Source organism: Pelomicrobium sp., assembly GCF_036803785.1.
GTDB lineage: Bacteria > Pseudomonadota > Gammaproteobacteria > Burkholderiales > UBA6910 > Pelomicrobium.
Genome location: NZ_DAIRTR010000063.1, coordinates 1 through 17263, shown reverse-complemented (window position 1 = coordinate 17263; position 17263 = coordinate 1). Strand labels below are relative to the sequence as shown.

At 66.3% G+C, this 17263-nt stretch carries 18 protein-coding genes; 13 read left to right on the top strand and 5 right to left on the bottom strand.

Annotated elements, in window-relative coordinates; translation table 11 throughout:
* The 10 genes from V7Q81_RS08960 to V7Q81_RS08915 all read left to right on the top strand — a co-directional run.
* A partial coding sequence (locus tag V7Q81_RS08960) for an ammonium transporter (protein ID WP_333842257.1) occupies positions 1 to 1210 on the top strand: 1210 nt, incomplete at its 5' end.
* 130 nt (positions 1211 to 1340) lie between these two features.
* On the top strand, positions 1341 to 2642 hold the full coding sequence (gshA, locus tag V7Q81_RS08955) for a glutamate--cysteine ligase (RefSeq protein ID WP_333842255.1): 1302 nt from the start codon (positions 1341 to 1343) through the stop codon (positions 2640 to 2642).
* A 21-nt stretch (positions 2643 to 2663) separates the two neighbouring features.
* Entirely contained in the window at positions 2664 to 3644 is a 981-nt protein-coding gene (gene gshB, locus V7Q81_RS08950; RefSeq protein ID WP_333842253.1) for a glutathione synthase, read from the top strand.
* Between the two features lie 107 nt (positions 3645 to 3751).
* The gene (locus V7Q81_RS08945; protein WP_333842251.1) at positions 3752 to 4750 is read left to right on the top strand and encodes an FAD:protein FMN transferase; all 999 of its coding nucleotides are present in this window, start codon (positions 3752 to 3754) and stop codon (positions 4748 to 4750) included.
* Positions 4751 to 4820: 70 nt separating this feature from the next.
* Complete coding sequence (locus V7Q81_RS08940) at positions 4821 to 5240, top strand: PTS sugar transporter subunit IIA (RefSeq protein ID WP_333842248.1); 420 nt, start codon at positions 4821 to 4823, stop codon at positions 5238 to 5240.
* On the top strand, positions 5221 to 5490 hold the full coding sequence (locus tag V7Q81_RS08935; protein ID WP_333842245.1) for an HPr family phosphocarrier protein: 270 nt from the start codon (positions 5221 to 5223) through the stop codon (positions 5488 to 5490). Before V7Q81_RS08940 ends, V7Q81_RS08935 begins: the two co-directional genes overlap by 20 nt.
* A gap of 28 nt (positions 5491 to 5518) precedes the next feature.
* A complete protein-coding gene (gene ptsP, locus V7Q81_RS08930; RefSeq protein ID WP_333842243.1) occupies positions 5519 to 7243 on the top strand; it encodes a phosphoenolpyruvate--protein phosphotransferase in 1725 nt (574 codons plus the stop codon).
* A 74-nt stretch (positions 7244 to 7317) separates the two neighbouring features.
* Positions 7318 to 8457: a homoserine O-succinyltransferase MetX gene (metX, locus tag V7Q81_RS08925; RefSeq protein WP_333842240.1), complete on the top strand. Its 1140-nt coding sequence runs from the start codon at positions 7318 to 7320 to the stop codon at positions 8455 to 8457.
* Complete coding sequence (gene metW, locus V7Q81_RS08920; RefSeq protein WP_333842237.1) at positions 8454 to 9092, top strand: methionine biosynthesis protein MetW; 639 nt, start codon at positions 8454 to 8456, stop codon at positions 9090 to 9092. Before metX ends, metW begins: the two co-directional genes overlap by 4 nt.
* A 200-nt stretch (positions 9093 to 9292) precedes the next feature.
* Positions 9293 to 9727: a DUF4426 domain-containing protein gene (locus V7Q81_RS08915; protein WP_333842235.1), complete on the top strand. Its 435-nt coding sequence runs from the start codon at positions 9293 to 9295 to the stop codon at positions 9725 to 9727.
* On the opposite strand, the gene V7Q81_RS08910 is transcribed toward V7Q81_RS08915, so the two are convergent.
* Both V7Q81_RS08910 and V7Q81_RS08905 read right to left on the bottom strand, forming a co-directional pair.
* Positions 9709 to 11121 (bottom strand): AmpG family muropeptide MFS transporter, encoded by a 1413-nt coding sequence (locus V7Q81_RS08910; protein WP_333842233.1) that lies wholly within the window; start codon positions 11119 to 11121, stop codon positions 9709 to 9711. The two genes, V7Q81_RS08915 and V7Q81_RS08910, sit on opposite strands and share 19 nt — an antisense overlap.
* Positions 11122 to 11145: 24 nt before the next feature.
* Positions 11146 to 11937: an exodeoxyribonuclease III gene (locus V7Q81_RS08905; RefSeq protein WP_333842231.1), complete on the bottom strand. Its 792-nt coding sequence runs from the start codon at positions 11935 to 11937 to the stop codon at positions 11146 to 11148.
* A 118-nt stretch (positions 11938 to 12055) separates the two neighbouring features.
* Between V7Q81_RS08905 and pyrE the strand changes: the two genes are divergently transcribed.
* Both pyrE and V7Q81_RS08895 read left to right on the top strand, forming a co-directional pair.
* A complete protein-coding gene (pyrE, locus tag V7Q81_RS08900) occupies positions 12056 to 12700 on the top strand; it encodes an orotate phosphoribosyltransferase (RefSeq protein ID WP_333842229.1) in 645 nt (214 codons plus the stop codon).
* Positions 12701 to 12797: 97 nt separating this feature from the next.
* Positions 12798 to 13421: a DUF4124 domain-containing protein gene (locus V7Q81_RS08895; protein WP_333842227.1), complete on the top strand. Its 624-nt coding sequence runs from the start codon at positions 12798 to 12800 to the stop codon at positions 13419 to 13421.
* A gap of 25 nt (positions 13422 to 13446) precedes the next feature.
* On the opposite strand, the gene gatB is transcribed toward V7Q81_RS08895, so the two are convergent.
* The 3 genes from gatB to gatC form a co-directional block, all read right to left on the bottom strand.
* Entirely contained in the window at positions 13447 to 14910 is a 1464-nt protein-coding gene (gatB, locus tag V7Q81_RS08890; RefSeq protein ID WP_333842224.1) for an Asp-tRNA(Asn)/Glu-tRNA(Gln) amidotransferase subunit GatB, read from the bottom strand.
* 205 nt (positions 14911 to 15115) lie between these two features.
* Entirely contained in the window at positions 15116 to 16579 is a 1464-nt protein-coding gene (gene gatA, locus V7Q81_RS08885) for an Asp-tRNA(Asn)/Glu-tRNA(Gln) amidotransferase subunit GatA (protein WP_333842259.1), read from the bottom strand.
* A gap of 49 nt (positions 16580 to 16628) precedes the next feature.
* The gene (gene gatC / locus V7Q81_RS08880; protein ID WP_333842221.1) at positions 16629 to 16916 is read right to left on the bottom strand and encodes an Asp-tRNA(Asn)/Glu-tRNA(Gln) amidotransferase subunit GatC; all 288 of its coding nucleotides are present in this window, start codon (positions 16914 to 16916) and stop codon (positions 16629 to 16631) included.
* An 88-nt stretch (positions 16917 to 17004) separates the two neighbouring features.
* Between gatC and V7Q81_RS08875 the strand changes: the two genes are divergently transcribed.
* A partial coding sequence (locus V7Q81_RS08875; protein ID WP_333842220.1) for a rod shape-determining protein occupies positions 17005 to 17263 on the top strand: 259 nt, incomplete at its 3' end.

The window sequence follows — 17263 nt, the reverse complement described above, 5'->3', positions numbered from 1 at the left end:
GGGTAGCACCGCCTGGATGATCACGGCCACGGTGCTGGTCATCATGATGACCATCCCCGGGCTCGCCCTCTTCTACGGCGGTCTGGTGCGCGGCAAGAACGCCCTCTCCATCCTGATGCAGGTGTTCATCACCTTCTCCCTGGTATCGGTGCTGTGGGCGCTCTTTGCCTACAGCCTGGCCTTCACCGAGGGGGCGGGCGTCATGAACAAAGTGATCGGGGGTTTCTCCAAAGCTTTCATGGCCGGCATCACTCCCGAGACCTTGAGCGGCGTGATCCCAGAATATGTGTTCGCCACGTTCCAGATGACTTTTGCCGCCATCACCCCGGCCCTCATCGTCGGTGCCTTCGCCGAGCGCATCAAATTCTCCGCCGTGCTCTGGTTCATGGGGCTGTGGCTGTTCTTCTGCTACGTGCCCATCGCCCACATGGTGTGGGGCGGCGGCTGGCTCGCGGACCTGGGGGCCAAGGACTTCGCCGGCGGCACGGTGGTGCACGTCAACGCCGGCATCGCCGGGCTGGTCGGGGCGCTGGTCTTGGGCAAGCGAGTGGGCTACGGGCGCGAACCCATGCCACCCCACAACCTGGGGCTGACCATGGTGGGAGCCTCCTTGCTGTGGGTGGGCTGGTTCGGCTTCAACGTGGGCTCGCAGTTGGCCGCCGACGGCATCGCCGGCATGGTGCTCGCCAACACCCAGTTCGCCACCGCCGCCGCGGTGCTGGGCTGGATGTTCGCGGAGTGGTTGGCCAAGGGCAAGCCCAGCATGCTGGGCGCTGCCTCCGGCGCCATTGCCGGGCTGGTGGCCATCACCCCGGCGTGCGGCTTCGTTGGGCCCATGGGTGCCCTAGTCATCGGGGCGGTGGCCGGGATCGTCTGCTTCTGGGCGGTCACTAGCCTCAAACACGCCCTCGGCTACGACGATTCCCTGGACGTCTTCGGCGTCCACGGCGTGGGCGGCATGGTCGGGGCTATCCTGACCGGCGTGTTCATGTCTTCCGGCCTAGGCGGCGTGGGCTACGCTGAGGGCGTGACCATGGGCGGACAGGTGTTGAACCAGGTCATCGCGACCCTGACCACCCTCGTGTGGACCGGCGTTCTGAGCTTCGTCCTCTACAAGGTGATCGATGCCGTCCTCGGGCTGCGGGTCACCGAGGAGGAGGAGCGAGAGGGTCTCGACGTCGTCTCCCACGGCGAGAAAGCCTACAACTAAAGCCTATCCATTCCCTGAAGTCGGCCTCGTCGGGCGCCTGCGAGCGCCCGTTTTTTTTGTGGAGCGTCGTGGCGTCGGGCTGGCCCCGGCCGGTTCCGGTAGTAAAATGCCGCTTTTCGGGAAGCTCCCCATGAACGTTCCCCGCCTGACCACGGCCCAGTCCGGCCCCCTCCTGGATCTCGAGCGCGCGATCCTGGATGCCATGCCCGCCATCGAGCACTGGCTGCGGAGCCAGTGGCAGGAGCACGCCTCTCCGTTCTACGCTTCGGTGGACCTGCGCAACAGCGGCTTTAAGCTGGCGCCGGTGGACACCAATCTCTTTCCCGGCGGATTCAACAACCTGAACCCCGACTTCCTGCCCCTGTGCGTGCAGGCGGCCATGGCGGCGGTGGAGAAGATCTGCCCCGACGCGCGGGGCGTACTGCTGATCCCCGAAAACCACACCCGCAACGTCCATTACCTGCAAAACGTGGCTGCCCTCACCAACATCCTGCGGCTCGCGGGGCTCAACGTGCGGGTGGGAAGCCTGCTGCCGGAGGTGACCGCCCCCAAGACGATTCCCTTGCCCGACGGGCAGGTCATCACGCTGGAGCCCCTCAAGCGCAAGGGAAAGCGCCTTCAGCTCGAGGGCTTCGACCCGTGCGTCGTGCTGCTCAACAACGATCTCTCGGCAGGGGTGCCGCAGCTCCTGAAAGGGCTGGAGCAGCCGGTGATCCCGCCCCTTGTCGCTGGCTGGAGCACGCGGCGTAAATCGCGCCACTTCACCGCCTACGAGCAAGTGGCCAAGGAGTTTGCCGAGCTGATCGGCATCGACCCCTGGCTGATCAACCCTTACTTTGCCACCTGCGGCCAGATCAACTTCAAGGAAAAGCGCGGCGAGGAGTGCCTCGCGGCCTACGTGGACGAGATCCTCAAGGACGTGGGCGCGAAGTACCGGGAGTATGGTATCCAGGAAGCGCCTTTCGCCGTGGTGAAGGCCGACGCCGGCACTTACGGCATGGGCGTCATGATGGTGCGGGACGCCTCCGAGGTGCGGGAGCTCAACCGCAACCAGCGCAAGAAAATGGCAGTGGTCAAGGAGGGGCTGGAAGTCCACGAGGTGCTGGTCCAGGAGGGCGTGTACACCTATGAGAGCATCGACGACGCGGTGGCCGAACCGGTGATCTACATGATCGACCACTTCGTGGTGGGCGGCTTCTACCGGGTGCACACAGCCCGGGGCAAGGACGAGAACCTGAACGCACCCGGTATGCACTTCGTGCCTCTCGCTTTCGAAACCTCGTGCATCACCCCCGACTTCACCGGCAGCCCCGACTGCCCGCCCAACCGATTCTATGCATACAGCGTGGTGGCGCGGCTCGCCCTGGTGGCGGCGGCGCTCGAGCTGGAGCAATACCTCTCCGAGCCTCAGCTCGCCGCGCGCCTCGCCTGAGGGGGCTTCGGCTCAAGGCCCATGGACCTGCTGTTCATCCTCGACCCCCTGGACAGCCTCAAAACCTACAAGGACTCCTCTTACGCCATGATGCGGGAAGCGGCGGCCCGGGGTCATCGCCTCTGGTGCATGGAGCAAAGCGATCTCGCCTGGCGCAACGGCGACGTGGTGGGTTATGCCCGGTCCCTCTCCCTGACGGGCGACCTCCACGACTGGTATCGGACCGGCGCGGCCGTCGCCACGCCTCTTGCGCGCTTCGACGCGGTGCTCATGCGCAAGGATCCGCCCTTCGACATGGAGTACGTCTTCTCCACCTATCTGCTGGAGTTGGCCGAGGCGGCGGGTGCCTGGGTGGTGAACCGACCGCGGGCGCTGCGGGACTTCAACGAAAAGCTGGCCTGCGCGCGCTTTCCCCAGTTCATTCCCCCCAGCCTGGTGACCCGCCGGCACGACCTGATCCGCGCCTTTTTGGAAGAGCACGGAGACGTGATCTTAAAGCCCTTGGACGGTATGGGCGGCGCCGAAGTCTTCCGGGTGCGTCGGGATGATCCCAACTTCAACGTGATCGTGGAAACCCTGACCCGCCACGGTGCCCGTTCGGTCATGGCTCAGCGTTATCTGCCCGACATCGTCAAGGGAGACAAGCGGGTGCTGGTGATCGACGGAGAGCCGGTGCCCTACTGCCTCGCCCGCATCCCCAAGCCGGGGGAGACCCGGGGCAACCTGGCCGCTGGAGGCAAAGGCGTGGCCCAGCCCCTCTCGGCCCGGGACCGGGAAATCGCGCAAAGCCTCGGCCCCACCCTCAAGGCCCATGGGCTTCTGCTGGTGGGCCTGGACGTGATCGGCGATTATCTCACCGAAGTGAACGTCACCAGCCCCACCTGCATGGTGGAAATCGCCCAGCAGACGGGCTTCAACGTGGCCGGTATGATGATCGACGCCCTGGAGCGGGGAGCCGCCCTGCGGCAAGGCCGGGCCGAGCGCCCCCCCGATGTCCCATGACCCACTGTCACGGGAAAGTGCGCGGGGTCAGGGCTTGAGCTTGCGTCCGGCGTTTGACTCGATTGCCCCTTTCCCTACAGCGCTTGCGACCCCCGCGGTCTTGGCCCTTGCTGCTGCTTGCCCTCGTCCTCTGGGGCTGCGGGCGGGAGCCCGTTTACCAGGAGCAGGCCTACGTCTTCGGCACCCTGGTGGAAGTGACCTTGTACGGGGAACCCGAGCCTCGCGCCCGAGCCCTCGTCCGGGAGGTGTTCCGGGAGTTCCAGCGCCTGCACGAGCAGTACCACGCCTGGCAACCGAGCCGGTTGACGGCCCTCAACGCCGCCTTTGCCGCCGGTCCCCGGCCTGTGCCCGTAGACGAGGAGCTCGCGAGTTTCATCCGGGAAGCCACCGAGCTGTCCCGCCGCTCCGGTGGGCTGTTCAATCCGGCCATCGGGCGCCTGGTGGCCCTATGGGGCTTCCACGGGGAGGTGTTCGAACCACGCCTGCCCGAGGCCGAGGCCGTGGCCCGGCTCGTGGCTCAGCGCCCCGCCATGGAAGACATCGTCCTGGCGGAAGGCAGCGCCGCGAGCCGCAACCCGGCGGTGCAGCTCGATTTCGGGGGCTATCTCAAGGGCAAGGCCCTGGATCATGCCGCCCAGCTGTTGCGCCGGCAGGGGGTCGCCAATGCCCTCATCAACGTGGGTGGTAACGTCCTCGCCTTGGGCCGACGAGGAGATCGGCCCTGGCGCGTCGGCATCCAGCACCCGCGTAAGCCCGGCCCGATCGCTGTGCTTGATCTTCGGGACGGAGAGGCGATCGGCACCTCTGGCGACTACCAGCGATATTTCGAGCTGGATGGCCGGCGCTACTGCCATCTCATCGACCCGCGCACCGGTGCGCCCGGGCAAAGCGCCCAATCGGCGACGGTGCTGGCTCCCCCCGGCCCCGAGGCCGGAACCTTGTCGGACGCAGCGTCCAAGCCCGTGTTCCTGGCCGGCCCCCAGGGATTTCCCGCCTCGGCCCGGGCCATGGGCACCCCGGCGGCCCTGTTGATCGACGCCCAAGGTGGGCTGCACATCACGCCGGAGCTCGCGCCGCGCTTAAGCCTGTTGGAGCGGGCGCCCTAGAGGGTGGCCACGCCGCCCGGGCCAGTGGCTTTGCAGTAAAATCATTTCGTTGAACTTGGGGGGATCACCCATGGTAGGCATCCTGATCGTCGCCCACGGCACTTTGGGCGAGAGTCTGATCCACTGTGCGAGCCACGTGATGGGCAGCCGCCCGCTCCAGCTCATGCAGCTCGGGGTGACGGTCCACGACGACCCGGAGGCGATCCTGCCCCAGGCGCTCAAGCTGGTGAAGCAGCTGGACCAGGGCGAGGGGGTGTTGGTGCTCTCGGACATCTGTGGCGGAACGCCGTGCAACATCGCCTGCCGCCTGCGGGTGCCCGGGCGCGTGGAGGTAGTCGCCGGGGTGAGCCTGCCCATGCTGATCCGCGCCCTCACCTATCGCAACGAGCCGCTTGCCACCGTGGTCGCCAAGGCGGTTTCCGGCGGCATCGAAGGCGTCATGCATCTCCCGGCGAGCGACGCCCAGCGCAATGTTGCGACGGGACGTTGAGATCATCAATAAGCTGGGCCTCCACGCCCGGGCCTCCGCCAAGCTCAGCCAGCTCGCTTCCCAGTACCGGAGCGACGTCTGGCTCTCCCGAGACGGGCGGCGGGTCAACGCCAAGAGCATCATGGGAGTCATGATGCTGGCGGCGGGAAAAGGCTCCCATATCGTGATCGAGACCGAGGGTCCCGACGAGGAAGAAGCGATGCAAGCCCTGGTCGCCTTGATCGGCGACTATTTTGGCGAGGGGGAATAGCCTGCCGCCCCAACCGGACCCTTCTGTTATGAGCTTTACCCTGCACGGTACGGCTGCCTCCCCCGGCATCGCCATCGGGCGCGCCCATCTCGCCTCCCAGGCCAGCCTGGAGGTGGCCCATTACACGCTGCCCGAGTCCCGCATCCCCGAGGAGGTGGCCCGCTTCAAGGCGGCGGTGAAGGCGGCCCGCAACGAGATCATCGCCCAGCGGGAAAGCCTGCCGCCCAATGCCCCGGCGGAGCTGGAAGCGTTCCTCAACGTCCATCTCATGATCCTGGAGGACGAGATCCTGTCCCGGGCACCGATCCAGCGCATCCGCGCCGAGCAATGCAACGCCGAGTGGGCCCTACGCATGCAGATGGACGCCCTCGTCGCCCAATTCGACGAGATGGAAAACGCGTACCTGCGGGAGCGCAAGAACGACGTGGTGCAAGTGGTGGAGCGCATCATGAAGGCGCTGCTGGGCCAAGCACCTTCGGCGCCCACACCGCCTGCCGCCGGCGAGCCCGTGATCCTCGTGGCGCGGGACCTCTCTCCCGCGGACGTGATGATCTACAAGCACCACCAGTTCGCCGCCTTTGTCACCGACCTGGGCGGCGCGACCTCCCATACCGCCATCGTCGCGCGCAGCCTGGGGATTCCCTCTATCGTGGCCCTGCGCCATGCGCGCCAGCTCATCCGGGAAGACGACCTGGTGATCGTGGACGGTGGCGCCGGGGTGGTGGTGGTGAACCCGGACCGGAACATCCTGGCCGAGTACGAGCTGCGGCGCCACCTATGGGAGCTGGAGCGGCAAAAGCTCAAGCGACTCAAAAGCGCCAAGGCGGTCACCCTGGACGGAGTGCCGGTGGAGCTCCAGGCCAACATCGAGCTGCCCGAGGACGTGGAGCAGGTCAAAGAGAGCGGGGCGAGCGGCATCGGACTGTTTCGCAGCGAGTTCCTGTTCTTGAACCGCAACGACTTGCCCAGCGAGGACGAGCAGTTCGAGGCCTACCGCCGGGTGGTGCGCCAGATGAAGGGGCTGCCGGTCACGATCCGCACCCTGGACCTGGGGGCGGACAAGCACCTGAACGGGGCCCAGCGCTTCAGCACCAATCCTGCCCTGGGCCTGCGGGCCATCCGGCTGTGCCTCGCCGAACCCCACATGTTCCGCACCCAGCTGCGGGCGATCCTGCGGGCTTCCCATTACGGGCGGGTGCGCATCCTGCTGCCCATGCTCTCGAGCCTTTCCGAGTTGACCCAAGCCCTCGCCATGATCGAACAGGCCAAGCAGGCGCTGGCTGACGAGCGGATGAAGTTCGATCCCCACGTGCCGGTAGGCGGCATGATCGAAGTGCCGGCCGCCGCCCTCATGCTGGAGGCGTTCCTGCGCCGGCTTCAGTTCCTGTCCATCGGCACCAACGACCTGATCCAGTACACCTTGGCCATCGACCGCACCGATGAGGCCGTGGCCCACCTCTACGATCCCCTGCACCCGGCGGTGCTGCACCTGGTGGCCCGGGTGATCGGCACCGCAACCCGGGCAAGGGTGCCCGTGGCGGTGTGTGGCGAGATGGCCGGAGACGTGACGCTCACCCGTCTGCTCTTAGGCTTTGGGCTACGAGAATTCTCCATGCATCCGTCCAACATCCTCATGGTCAAGCAGCAGGTGCTGCGCACCGATCTCTCCCAGATCGCCGGGCTCGCGCGGAAGATGCTCAAGGCCGAAAGCCACGAGCGGCTGCTCACCCTGCTCGAGCGGCTGAATGCCTAGACAAGCCGAAACGGCCGGGCTGAGCAGGCGCCGAATGACGCTATAATCGCCCCTCGCACGAGCGATCGTCGCCCATGTTCGATCCCACTTCGGTCGGCCTGGTCACGCCGCAAAAGGCCCGCTTCGAAGAGCCGCTCACCCTCAAGTGCGGGCGCACGCTGCCGGGCTACGAACTCGCCTATGAGACCTACGGGGTGCTCAACGCCGCCCGCTCCAACGCGGTGCTGGTATGCCATGCCCTTTCCGGCAGCCACCACGTGGCCGGCTATTACTCCGAGGACCGCCGCAGCGCCGGCTGGTGGGAAAACATGGTGGGGCCGGGCAAGCCCATCGACACCCGCCGCTTCTTCGTCGTGGGAGTCAACAACCTGGGCGGCTGCCATGGCTCCACCGGGCCGGCCAGCATCAATCCGGAGACAGGCAAGCCCTACGGCGCCTCCTTTCCCATCGTCACCGTGGAGGATTGGGTGGCCTCCCAGGCCCGGTTCGCGGACTACCTGGGCATCGAGCAGTGGGCCGCAGTGGTGGGAGGAAGCCTCGGAGGCATGCAGGCGTTGCAATGGGCCATCGATTTTCCGACGCGGGTGCGCCATGCCATCGCCATCGCTGCGGCGCCCAAGCTCACCGCCCAGAACATCGCCTTCAACGACGTGGCGCGCCAGGCGATCCTCACCGACCCGGACTTCCACAACGGGGACTTCTATTCCCACGGAGTAGTGCCGCGCTGGGGCCTGCGGCTTGCCCGCATGCTGGGGCATATCACCTACCTCTCCGACGACTCCATGGCGGAGAAATTCGGCCGCGAGCTGCGCGCCGGCGATTATACCTTCGGCTGGGATGTCGAGTTCGAGATCGAGTCCTACCTGCGCTACCAGGGTGACAAGTTCGCCAGCCACTTCGACGCCAACACCTACCTGCTGATGACCAAGGCCCTCGACTACTTCGACCCTGCCTACCCCTACGGTGGAGATCTTTCCGCGGCGTTCCGGCCGGCACGGGCCGCCTTCCTGGTGATCTCTTTCAGTTCCGATTGGCGCTTCGCCCCGGGCCGCTCCCGAGACATCGTCAAGGCCCTCCTGGACAACAAGCTGGACGTGACCTACGCCGAGATCCGCTCGGCCCATGGCCATGACTCTTTCCTCATGGAGGACCCCCACTACCATGCGCTCATGCGGGCGTACATGGAAAACATCGACCTGGGGGGCGGCCCATGAAGGAGTCCGCGCTGCCCGCCACCCTCGATCCCGCTGTCGTCCAGCTCGCCGCGGCGCGGCCGGACTTCCAGGCGATCGCCCGCTGGATCAAGCCCGGCGCCCAGGTCTTGGACCTGGGTTGCGGGGACGGCTCGCTGCTGCGCTACCTACGGGAGACCCGCAGCGCTCACGGCTATGGCGTGGAGATCAACGACGAAGGCGTGCTCGCCTGCGTGAGGAACCGCGTCAACGTGATCCAGGCAGATCTGGAGTCTGGGCTTTCGGGCTTCGAGTCCGGCTCCTTCGACTACGTGATCCTGTCCCAGACCCTTCAGGCCATGCGCCATACCGAGCATATCGTGCGCGAGATGCTGCGGGTGGGGCGCGAGGCCATCGTGTCGTTTCCCAACTTCGGTTATTGGCGCCACCGGCTGCAGGTGTTGATGGGGCGTATGCCCGTGTCCAAGAGCCTGCCTTACCAGTGGTTCAACACGCCCAACGTGCACCTGTGCACCCTCAAGGATTTCGAATGGTTCTGCGAGCAGCACGGGGTGCGGATCCTGGAGCGCATGGTGCTCGGCAATGGGTCCACGGTGACCTGGTTCCCCAACCTGCTCGGCTCCATCGCGGTCTACCGGGTCGAGCAACTCCGGTAGGCGCCTTCCACGGCCTGCGCCATGGTACCCCGCACCGACCCGAGGCGCCGGCAACGGGAACGCAAAAGAGGCGTGCTCGTCTTGCTTTCCCCGAGCGGCGCCCACCAAAATGGTGAGCTTCCATGATCCCAGGGGTAGCCTTGGGCATGGGTGAGCGAGAGAGTGTTTTTGGCTGCAGCCATCACAAAGGGGAGCTCGTCATGAAAAGATGGACATTCGTTTTCGGGCTGTTGGCGGCCCTGCTGCCCTTCGGGGCGGCCGCCGAGCTGTCCAAGAAATTCGGCGACTACGAGATCCATTACAATGCGCTCGCCACCGAGGACCTGGCACCGGACGTGGCCCGGGCCTACGGCCTCAGCCGCAGCCGCAACGTCGGCATGCTCACCGTAGCAGTGCTCAAGCGCGACGCCAGTGGAGCGCTCCAGCCGGTGGCTGCCGAGGTCAAGGCGACCGCCGTGACCCTGACGGCCCGGCTCACCCCCCTGGAGCTTAAGGAAGTGCGGGAAGGGGGGGCCATCTACTATATCGGCCAGTACCGCCTGTCCCGGCCCGAGACCCTGCGCTTCAGCCTGCAGATCCAGCCCCAGGGCGAGCCGCGCCGCTTCGATCTGCAGTTTCAGCGCACCTTCGACTGAGGCGGCAGAGGGGCGAAGGCCGCCCGCTGCCGCTCGCTGCGGGCGGCAAGCCAGACGAGGAGTAGGACCGGCAGGCCGATCAGGGCAGTTGCGACGAAGAAGCTTTCGTAGCCGAAACGGTCCACTGCCAGACCCGAAAAGCCCGCCAGGAACTTGGGCAGGAGCAGCATCACGGAGCTGAATAGGGCGTACTGGGTGGCAGAGTAGGCCACGTTGGTCAGTCCCGACAGATAGGCGACGAAGGCGGCGCTCGCGATCCCGGCGCTCAGGTTGTCGGCAGAGACGGCGAAGACCAGCCCCGGCAGGTTGTGTCCCTGGGTAGAGAGCCAGGCGAACAGGAGATTGGTGGCGGCGGAAAGGAGCGCTCCCAGGAACAGGATGCGCATCACTCCGAAGCGCAGGCTCAGCACCCCGCCGATGGCCGCGCCCACGATGGTCATGATGACCCCGTAGACCTTGGAGACAGCGGCCACTTCGTCCTTGGTGTAGCCCATGTCCACGTAGAACGGGTTAGCCATCACTCCCATCACCACGTCCGAGATGCGGTAGGTGGCGATCAAGGCGAGAATCAACAGGGCCTGCCAGCGGTAGCGCAGCAGGAAATCCAGGAACGGGCTCACCACCGCGCTGTAGCCCCAGGCGAGCAGGTCCGCGAGCCCCTTGGGCAGGCGGCCGCTGCCGTGGAGGCGCGCGCTCACTCGGGCCTCCCGCTCTAGCGTCTCCCGGGGCACCGTCACTCGCGGCTCCGCGGAGAACAGCACCGTGACCATGCCCACCGCCATGAAGCCGGCCATGGCCAAATAGGCGATGGTCCAGGGCCACGCTTCGTAGGTCGTCTCGCTCGCGTCGAAGCGCGCCGCGATCCACAGGGCGCCGGCGGAAGCCAGGATCACGGCCAGCCGGTAACCCGCTTGGTAGGCGGCCGCCATGGCACCCTGCTGTTGGGGCGGGGCCGATTCGATACGGAAGGCATCGATGGCAATGTCCTGGGTGGCGGAGGCGAAAGCGGTGAGCAGGGCGAAGACTACCAGCCGCTCCAGGTGGGTGGCAGGGTCGGAGAAGGCCATGCCCATCAGCCCCGCCACGACGGCGAGCTGGGACGCCAAGAGCCACCCCCGGCGCCGACCCAGGCGACGGGTGAGCCAGGGGAGGTGTAGGCGATCCACCAGGGGCGCCCAGGCCCATTTGAGCCCGTAGGCGAGGGCCACCCAACTCAGGAACCCGATGGTGGTGCGGTCCACCCCCGCTTCCCGCAGCCAGAAGGAAAGGGTCCCCAAGGTGAGCAGCAAGGGTAGCCCCGAGGAGAATCCCAGGAGCAGCATGCGCGCCACCCGGGGCTCCAGGTACACGCCCAGGGCCGCAAGCCAGGGGTGTGATGAGCGCTCGATGGCCAAGGGGAAAGGGGCGTAGGCCTTAAATCAGCGGCCGGGAAGGGTGAGATCGTAGTCGATCACCAGGGGCGCGTGGTCGGAGAAGCGCTGCTCCTTGTACACGAAGGCCCGCCGGGCGAGCTCGGCCACTTTCGGCGTGGCGATCTGGTAATCGATGCGCCACCCCACGTTTTTCTCCCACGCCCGCCCCCGGTTGGACCACCAGGTGTAGGCTTCCTCGGTCGCATCCGGGTGGAGCCGGCGATAGACGTCCACCCATCCCAGCTCGTCAAAGACCCGGCTCAACCAGGCGCGTTCCTCCGGCAGGAAGCCCGAGTTTTTCTGGTTGGAGCGCCAGTTCTTGAGGTCGATCTCTTTGTGGGCGATGTTGATGTCACCGCAAATGATGTACTCGCGCCCGCTTTGGGCCAGCTGGGCGAGCACGGGAAAAAAGCGCTCCATGAAGCTGAACTTGGCCGCCTGTCGCTCCGGCCCGGCCGAGCCCGAGGGCACGTACAGGGACACGACGGAAAGCCCGCCGTAGCGGGCCTCCAAGTAGCGGCCTTCCGCGTCGATGTCAGCAATGCCCAGGCCCTCCACCACGCGTTCGGGCGGATGCTTGCAGTACAAGCCGACGCCGCTATAGCCCCGCCGCTGGGAGAAGTGGAAGTAGCCCTGCATCCGGTCCGGCCGTACCATCTCTGGGGTAAGGTCGTCTGCCAAGGCCTTCAACTCCTGCACGCAGGCCACCTGGGCCCGCTGGCCGGGCAGCCACTCGAAGAATCCCTTGGCCGCCGCCGAGCGGATGCCGTTCAGGTTGAGGGTGATGATCCGCAGCACGCCGATACTGGAAAAAAAGCGCCGAGCCCCTTAAATTGTGGGCTGCCTGCTCAAAGCGCCGTCCCGTGCCCTGCTCGTTCCTTCCGCCCGCCCTTGGCCACCACCCGGCGCCTTCGTCATGACCGATTTCCGCCGACAGTTCGTCGAATTCGCCATCGCCCGGGGCGCGCTACGCTTCGGTGAGTTTCGGACCAAGGCCGGGCGCGTGTCCCCCTATTTCTTCAATGCGGGGTTGTTCGACGACGGCGCTTCCCTCGGGGCGCTCGCGCAATTTTACGCGAAAGCCATCCGAGCGAGCGGCATCGCCTTCGACATGCTGTTCGGGCCCGCCTACAAGGGCATCCCCCTGGTCACCGCCACTGCCGTGGCCCTGGCCGGACAGGGTTTGAACTGCCCTTTCTGCTTCGACCGCAAGGAGCCCAAAGACCACGGGGAGGGGGGCGCCACCATCGGCGCCCCCCTTCGGGGCCGGGTGCTGATCGTGGACGACGTGATCTCCGCCGGCACCTCGGTGCGGGGGGCGGTGGAACTGATCCGCACCGCCGGTGCGGCCCCCTGCGGCGTGGTGATCGCCCTGGACCGGATGGAACGGGGCCTCGGGTCCCTGTCCGCCGCGGAGGAAGTACGGCAAGCCTACGGCATCCCGGTGATCAGCATCGCCACGCTGGATGACATGATCGCCCACCTGGAAACCCAAGAGTCACTGGCACGACATTTGCATGAAATCCGCCGCTACCGGGAAAGGTACGGCGCGCGTCCTTGAAGGAACCCGTGCCCCGCCCGGACGTGCAACGGTCCACAGGGGTCCGCCGATGCCTGACCGATTGAGACCTACCGGACGCCCAACGGCAACGTCGGCCATGGGACGGCACAGCCTCCTCTGGCTGTGCGGCCTCGCAGCCCTCGGCGCCGCCGTCTTCCCCTGCCTGGCCGGCGCCAGGATGTACAAGTGCACCGACCCCCAGGGTCGGGTCTATTACACCGACAAGCTCACCCCGGACTGCGTGCAGCAGGGCACTCAGGAGATGAACAAGCGCGGCATCGTGGTACGGGAGTACGAAGCGGGGCAGGTCCCGGGAGGCAAGCCGGTCAAGCGGGAAGAGCCGAAAGTGCGCCCGGAGGAGGCGCGGGAGGCGACCGAGCAAGCACGCCGGGACCGGGCCCTGCTTGCCACTTACGCGAACGAGAAGGAAATCGATCTCGCTCGGGACCGCAACCTGCAGCAGGCGGAGCTTGCCCTGGCGAGCCTCAAGGCGCGGGAGAAAAGCGCCGCTGAAAAAGCCGCCAGGCTCAAGGCCGACGCGGCCCGGTTCACCGGTCAGGGCAAGCCCTTGCCCGAGTGGCTCGGGGAGGAGCTCGCCCACGCGGAGCGGGAACTCGCCGCCCTCCAGGCCCAAGTGGCCAGCAAGGAGGAAGAGAGAGAGGCCATTCGAGCCCGCTTCGAAGCGGACAAGGCGCGCTATCGGGCCCTGAAGGGCCCCTGAGCCGCCGTGCCCAAGCGGGTGGCAGTCAGGGGCCGGCGAGCTTGCGCTTGAGAATCTCGTTGAGCTGCGTCGGATTGGCCTTGCCCTGGGTGGCTCGCATTGCCTGACCCACGAAGTAGGCAAACAGCTTCTCTTTCCCGGCCCGGTAGTACGCCACTTGCTGGGCATTGGCGGCGAGGATCCGGTCCACGATGGCCTCCAGCGCCGCGGCGTCGGAGATCTGCTTGAGCCCGCGGGCCTCGATGATCCGGTCGGCCGCATCTTCCCCCTGGGCTTCCCCCCGCGCCAGGGCGTCGAACACCTCTTTGGCGATCTTGCCGGAGATGGTCCCGTCCACGACACGGCCAAGCAGGCCCGCCAGTTGCACGGGGGAAATGGGGCTCGCGTCTATCTCCAGCCCCTGCCGGTTGAGCCAGCCGGAGAGCTCTCCCATGACCCAATTGGCGCACAGCTTGGGCTCCCCGGGAAGCCGGGCCACCAAAGCCTCGAAATAGTCCGCCATCTCCTTGCTGGAGGTGAGCACCCCCGCGTCATAGGCCGACAGCCCGTATTGCCGCTGGTAGCGGCTGCGCTTCTCCTGGGGCAGCTCGGGGAGCGTCGCCCGCACCTCCTCGATCCATTCCTCGCTCACCTCCAGGGGTAGGAGATCGGGGTCGGGAAAATAACGGTAGTCGTGGGCCTCCTCCTTAGTGCGCATGGAGCGGGTCTCGCCCCGCTCCGGATCGAACAGCCGCGTCTCCTGTACGACCCGTCCCCCGTCCTCCAGGATCTCGATCTGTCGCTGCACCTCATAGTCGATGGCCCGTTCCAGGAAGCGGAAGGAGTTGAGGTTCTTGATCTCGCAGCGGGTGCCGAGCCGCCTCTCCCCCGCGCGTCGCACCGAGACATTGGCGTCGCAGCGAAACGACCCCTCCTGCATGTTGCCGTCGCAGATGCCGATCCAGCGTACCAGGGCGTGGAGCGCCTTGGCATAGGCCACGGCTTCCGCCGTAGAGCCCATGTCCGGTTCGGAAACGATCTCCAGCAGCGGCGTGCCGGCCCGGTTGAGATCGATGCCGGTCATGCCGTGGAAATCCTCGTGGAGGGATTTACCGGCATCCTCCTCCAGATGGGCACGGGTCAGCCGCACCCACTTCTCCCCACCCTCCACCTGGATGGGAACGACGCCGCCCACGATGATGGGCAGCTCATACTGGCTGATCTGGTAGCCTTTGGGCAGGTCGGGATAGAAGTAGTTCTTGCGGGCGAACACCGAGCGGCGGTTGATTCTGCCGTTCACCGCCAAGCCGAACTTGATGGCCCGCTCCACGGCGCCGCGGTTCAATACCGGCAACACCCCGGGCAGGGCGATGTCCACGGCACAGGCCTGGGTGTTGGGGGCGGCGCCGAAGGCAGTAGAAGCTCCCGAGAAAATCTTGGCCCGGGTGGAGAGCTGGGCGTGCACCTCCAGCCCGATCACCACCTCCCAGCCTTCCCGCGACGTGCTCATCTTTTCCCTCTCGTCTCCCGCCGGCCTTGGCCGCAGCCTCCCCGACGGCGCTCGGCGAGGATCGCCCCTCCGAAGGCGAAGGCCTCTGCGGACAAGCACCCGCGCTGACCGTCGGCGTGAGCCTCCGTGACTCGAAGAGCCTGCCGCCACCCGCCGACCTGGTGGCGAAAGCCGCGGGCCCTACGGCTCCTTGTGACTTGGGCCTTCATCCTTCCTCTATGCCCGGCGGCACACGCTGATGCCAGTCGGTGAGCCTCTGATACTGGTGGGCCGCGTTGAGCATGCGAGCTTCGGCGAAGTAGTTGCCAATGATCTGCAATCCCACGGGTAGCCCCTCGGCGTCGAAACCGGCAGGGATGGACAGCCCCGGCAACCCGGCCAGGTTCACGGCAATAGTGAAGATGTCGGATAGATACATTTGTACCGGGTCGCTCAGGCGGCTTCCTAAGGGAAATGCCGTAGTGGGGGAAGTGGGTCCCAACAGCAGATCGCAGCGCTCGAAGGCCCGCCTGAAATCCTGGGCGATCAGCCGCCGCAGCTTCTGCGCCTGGAGGTAATAGGCGTCATAGTAGCCATGGGACAGCACATAGGTCCCGATCAGGATACGGCGTTTGACCTCGGCGCCGAAGCCCTCCGCCCGGGTCTTCATGTACATGTCCAGCAGGTCTCGGTACTGCGGCGTGCGGTAACCGTAGCGCACGCCATCGTAGCGGGCGAGATTGCTCGAGGCCTCCGCCGGCGCCAAGACGTAGTACACGGGCACCGAAAGCTCCATGTTGGGAAGAGAAACCTCCACGGTCTCGCAGCCGAGCTCGCGGAACACCGCTACTGCCTGCTCCACCGTCCGGGCCACCTCCGGCGCCACCCCTTCCGCGAAATATTCCCGCGGCAGCCCCAGGCGCACGCCCTCGAGGGGGTTGTCCAGATGGCGGGTGTAGTCTTCGGGCTCCCGCTCCAGGCTGGTGGAGTCCCGGGGGTCGAAGCCCGCCATGGCGTTGAGCAGGAGAGCCAGATCCTCGGCCGACCGGGCCATGGGCCCGCCCTGATCGAGGCTCGAGGCGAAGGCGATCATTCCGTAACGGGACACGAGACCGTAGGTGGGCTTCAGGCCCGAGATCCCGCACAGGGCCGCCGGCTGCCGGATGGAGCCTCCGGTGTCGGTGCCGGTGGCGGCCGGCGCGAGCCGGGCCGCCACGGCGCAGGCCGAGCCTCCGGAGCTGCCGCCCGGGACCCGGTCCAAGGCCCAGGGATTACGCACCGGACCGAAGTGAGAGGTCTCGTTGGACGAGCCCATGGCGAACTCATCCATGTTGGTCTTGCCCAAGCTCACCATGCCGGCGGCGTTCAACCGCTCCACCACGTGGGCATCATAGGGAGCGACGAAGTTGGCAAGCATCTTGGAGCCGCAGGTGGTGCGCCACCCCTTGGCGCAGAAGATGTCTTTGTGGGCCACCGGAATCCCGGTGAGGGGTCCGGCCTCGCTTCGGGCAAGACGCTGGTCGGCCGCCCGGGCTTGGGCCAGGCTCGCCTCCGGATCCACGGTGACGAAGGCGTTCAGGCGCGGGTTGAGCCGCTCGATGCGGGCGAGATACGCCCGGGTGAGCTCCACGCTGGAGACCTGGCGCTGCGCCAGCGCGGAGGCGAGGGCTCTGAGGCTGGAATTCAACAGATCCACGAGACTTGGGCGGGTTTCGGACGTTTCGGCCGCGAGCGGGCGCTCACTCGATGACCTTGGGCACCAGGTATAAGCCCGCTTCCACCCGTGGAGCGATCGATTGGAACAGCTCCCGCTGGTCGGTCTCGGTCACCTCGTCGGGCCGCAGCCTCAGCACCACGTCCTGGGCGTGGGCCATGGGCTCGATGTCCCGGGTATCCACCGCCTGCATTTTCTCGATCAGGGCGAAAATTCCGGTAAGCTGTTGCAGCACCGTCTGCGCTTCCTCCTCGGTGATGGCGATGCGAGCGAGGTAGGCGATACGCCGGACATCATCCAGGGAAAGGCCCATGGGGGTCGCTTAAGTGCTTCAATTAACAAAGCTCGTTAGGGTATCATAATTCATTTATCGGGCGCAGCCCGGCCGCGGAAGAAAATCCATGTTCGGTTTCCTAAGCTCCTACTTTTCCAATGACCTCGCCATCGACCTCGGCACGGCCAATACCCTGATCTGGGTTCGCGGCAAGGGCATCGTGCTCAACGAACCCTCCGTGGTGGCGATCCGCCAGGAAGGCGGGCCCAACGGCAAGAAAGTCATCCAGCAAGTGGGGCTGGCGGCCAAGCAGATGCTCGGCCGCACCCCGGGCAACATCACCGCCATCCGGCCGATGAAGGACGGGGTGATCGCCGATTTCACCG

Coding starts and splice junctions, on each gene's coding strand:
- gshA (WP_333842255.1), top strand. CDS start 1,341: ATGAACGTTCCCCGCCTGACCACGGCCCAGTCCGGCCCCCTCCTGGAT.
- ptsP (WP_333842243.1), top strand. CDS start 5,519: ATGAGCTTTACCCTGCACGGTACGGCTGCCTCCCCCGGCATCGCCATC.
- pyrE (WP_333842229.1), top strand. CDS start 12,056: ATGACCGATTTCCGCCGACAGTTCGTCGAATTCGCCATCGCCCGGGGC.
- V7Q81_RS08935 (WP_333842245.1), top strand. CDS start 5,221: ATGTTGCGACGGGACGTTGAGATCATCAATAAGCTGGGCCTCCACGCC.
- V7Q81_RS08915 (WP_333842235.1), top strand. CDS start 9,293: ATGAAAAGATGGACATTCGTTTTCGGGCTGTTGGCGGCCCTGCTGCCC.
- metW (WP_333842237.1), top strand. CDS start 8,454: ATGAAGGAGTCCGCGCTGCCCGCCACCCTCGATCCCGCTGTCGTCCAG.
- V7Q81_RS08895 (WP_333842227.1), top strand. CDS start 12,798: ATGGGACGGCACAGCCTCCTCTGGCTGTGCGGCCTCGCAGCCCTCGGC.
- metX (WP_333842240.1), top strand. CDS start 7,318: ATGTTCGATCCCACTTCGGTCGGCCTGGTCACGCCGCAAAAGGCCCGC.
- V7Q81_RS08940 (WP_333842248.1), top strand. CDS start 4,821: ATGGTAGGCATCCTGATCGTCGCCCACGGCACTTTGGGCGAGAGTCTG.
- gatC (WP_333842221.1), bottom strand. CDS start 16,916: ATGGGCCTTTCCCTGGATGATGTCCGGCGTATCGCCTACCTCGCTCGC.
- gshB (WP_333842253.1), top strand. CDS start 2,664: ATGGACCTGCTGTTCATCCTCGACCCCCTGGACAGCCTCAAAACCTAC.
- gatB (WP_333842224.1), bottom strand. CDS start 14,910: ATGAGCACGTCGCGGGAAGGCTGGGAGGTGGTGATCGGGCTGGAGGTG.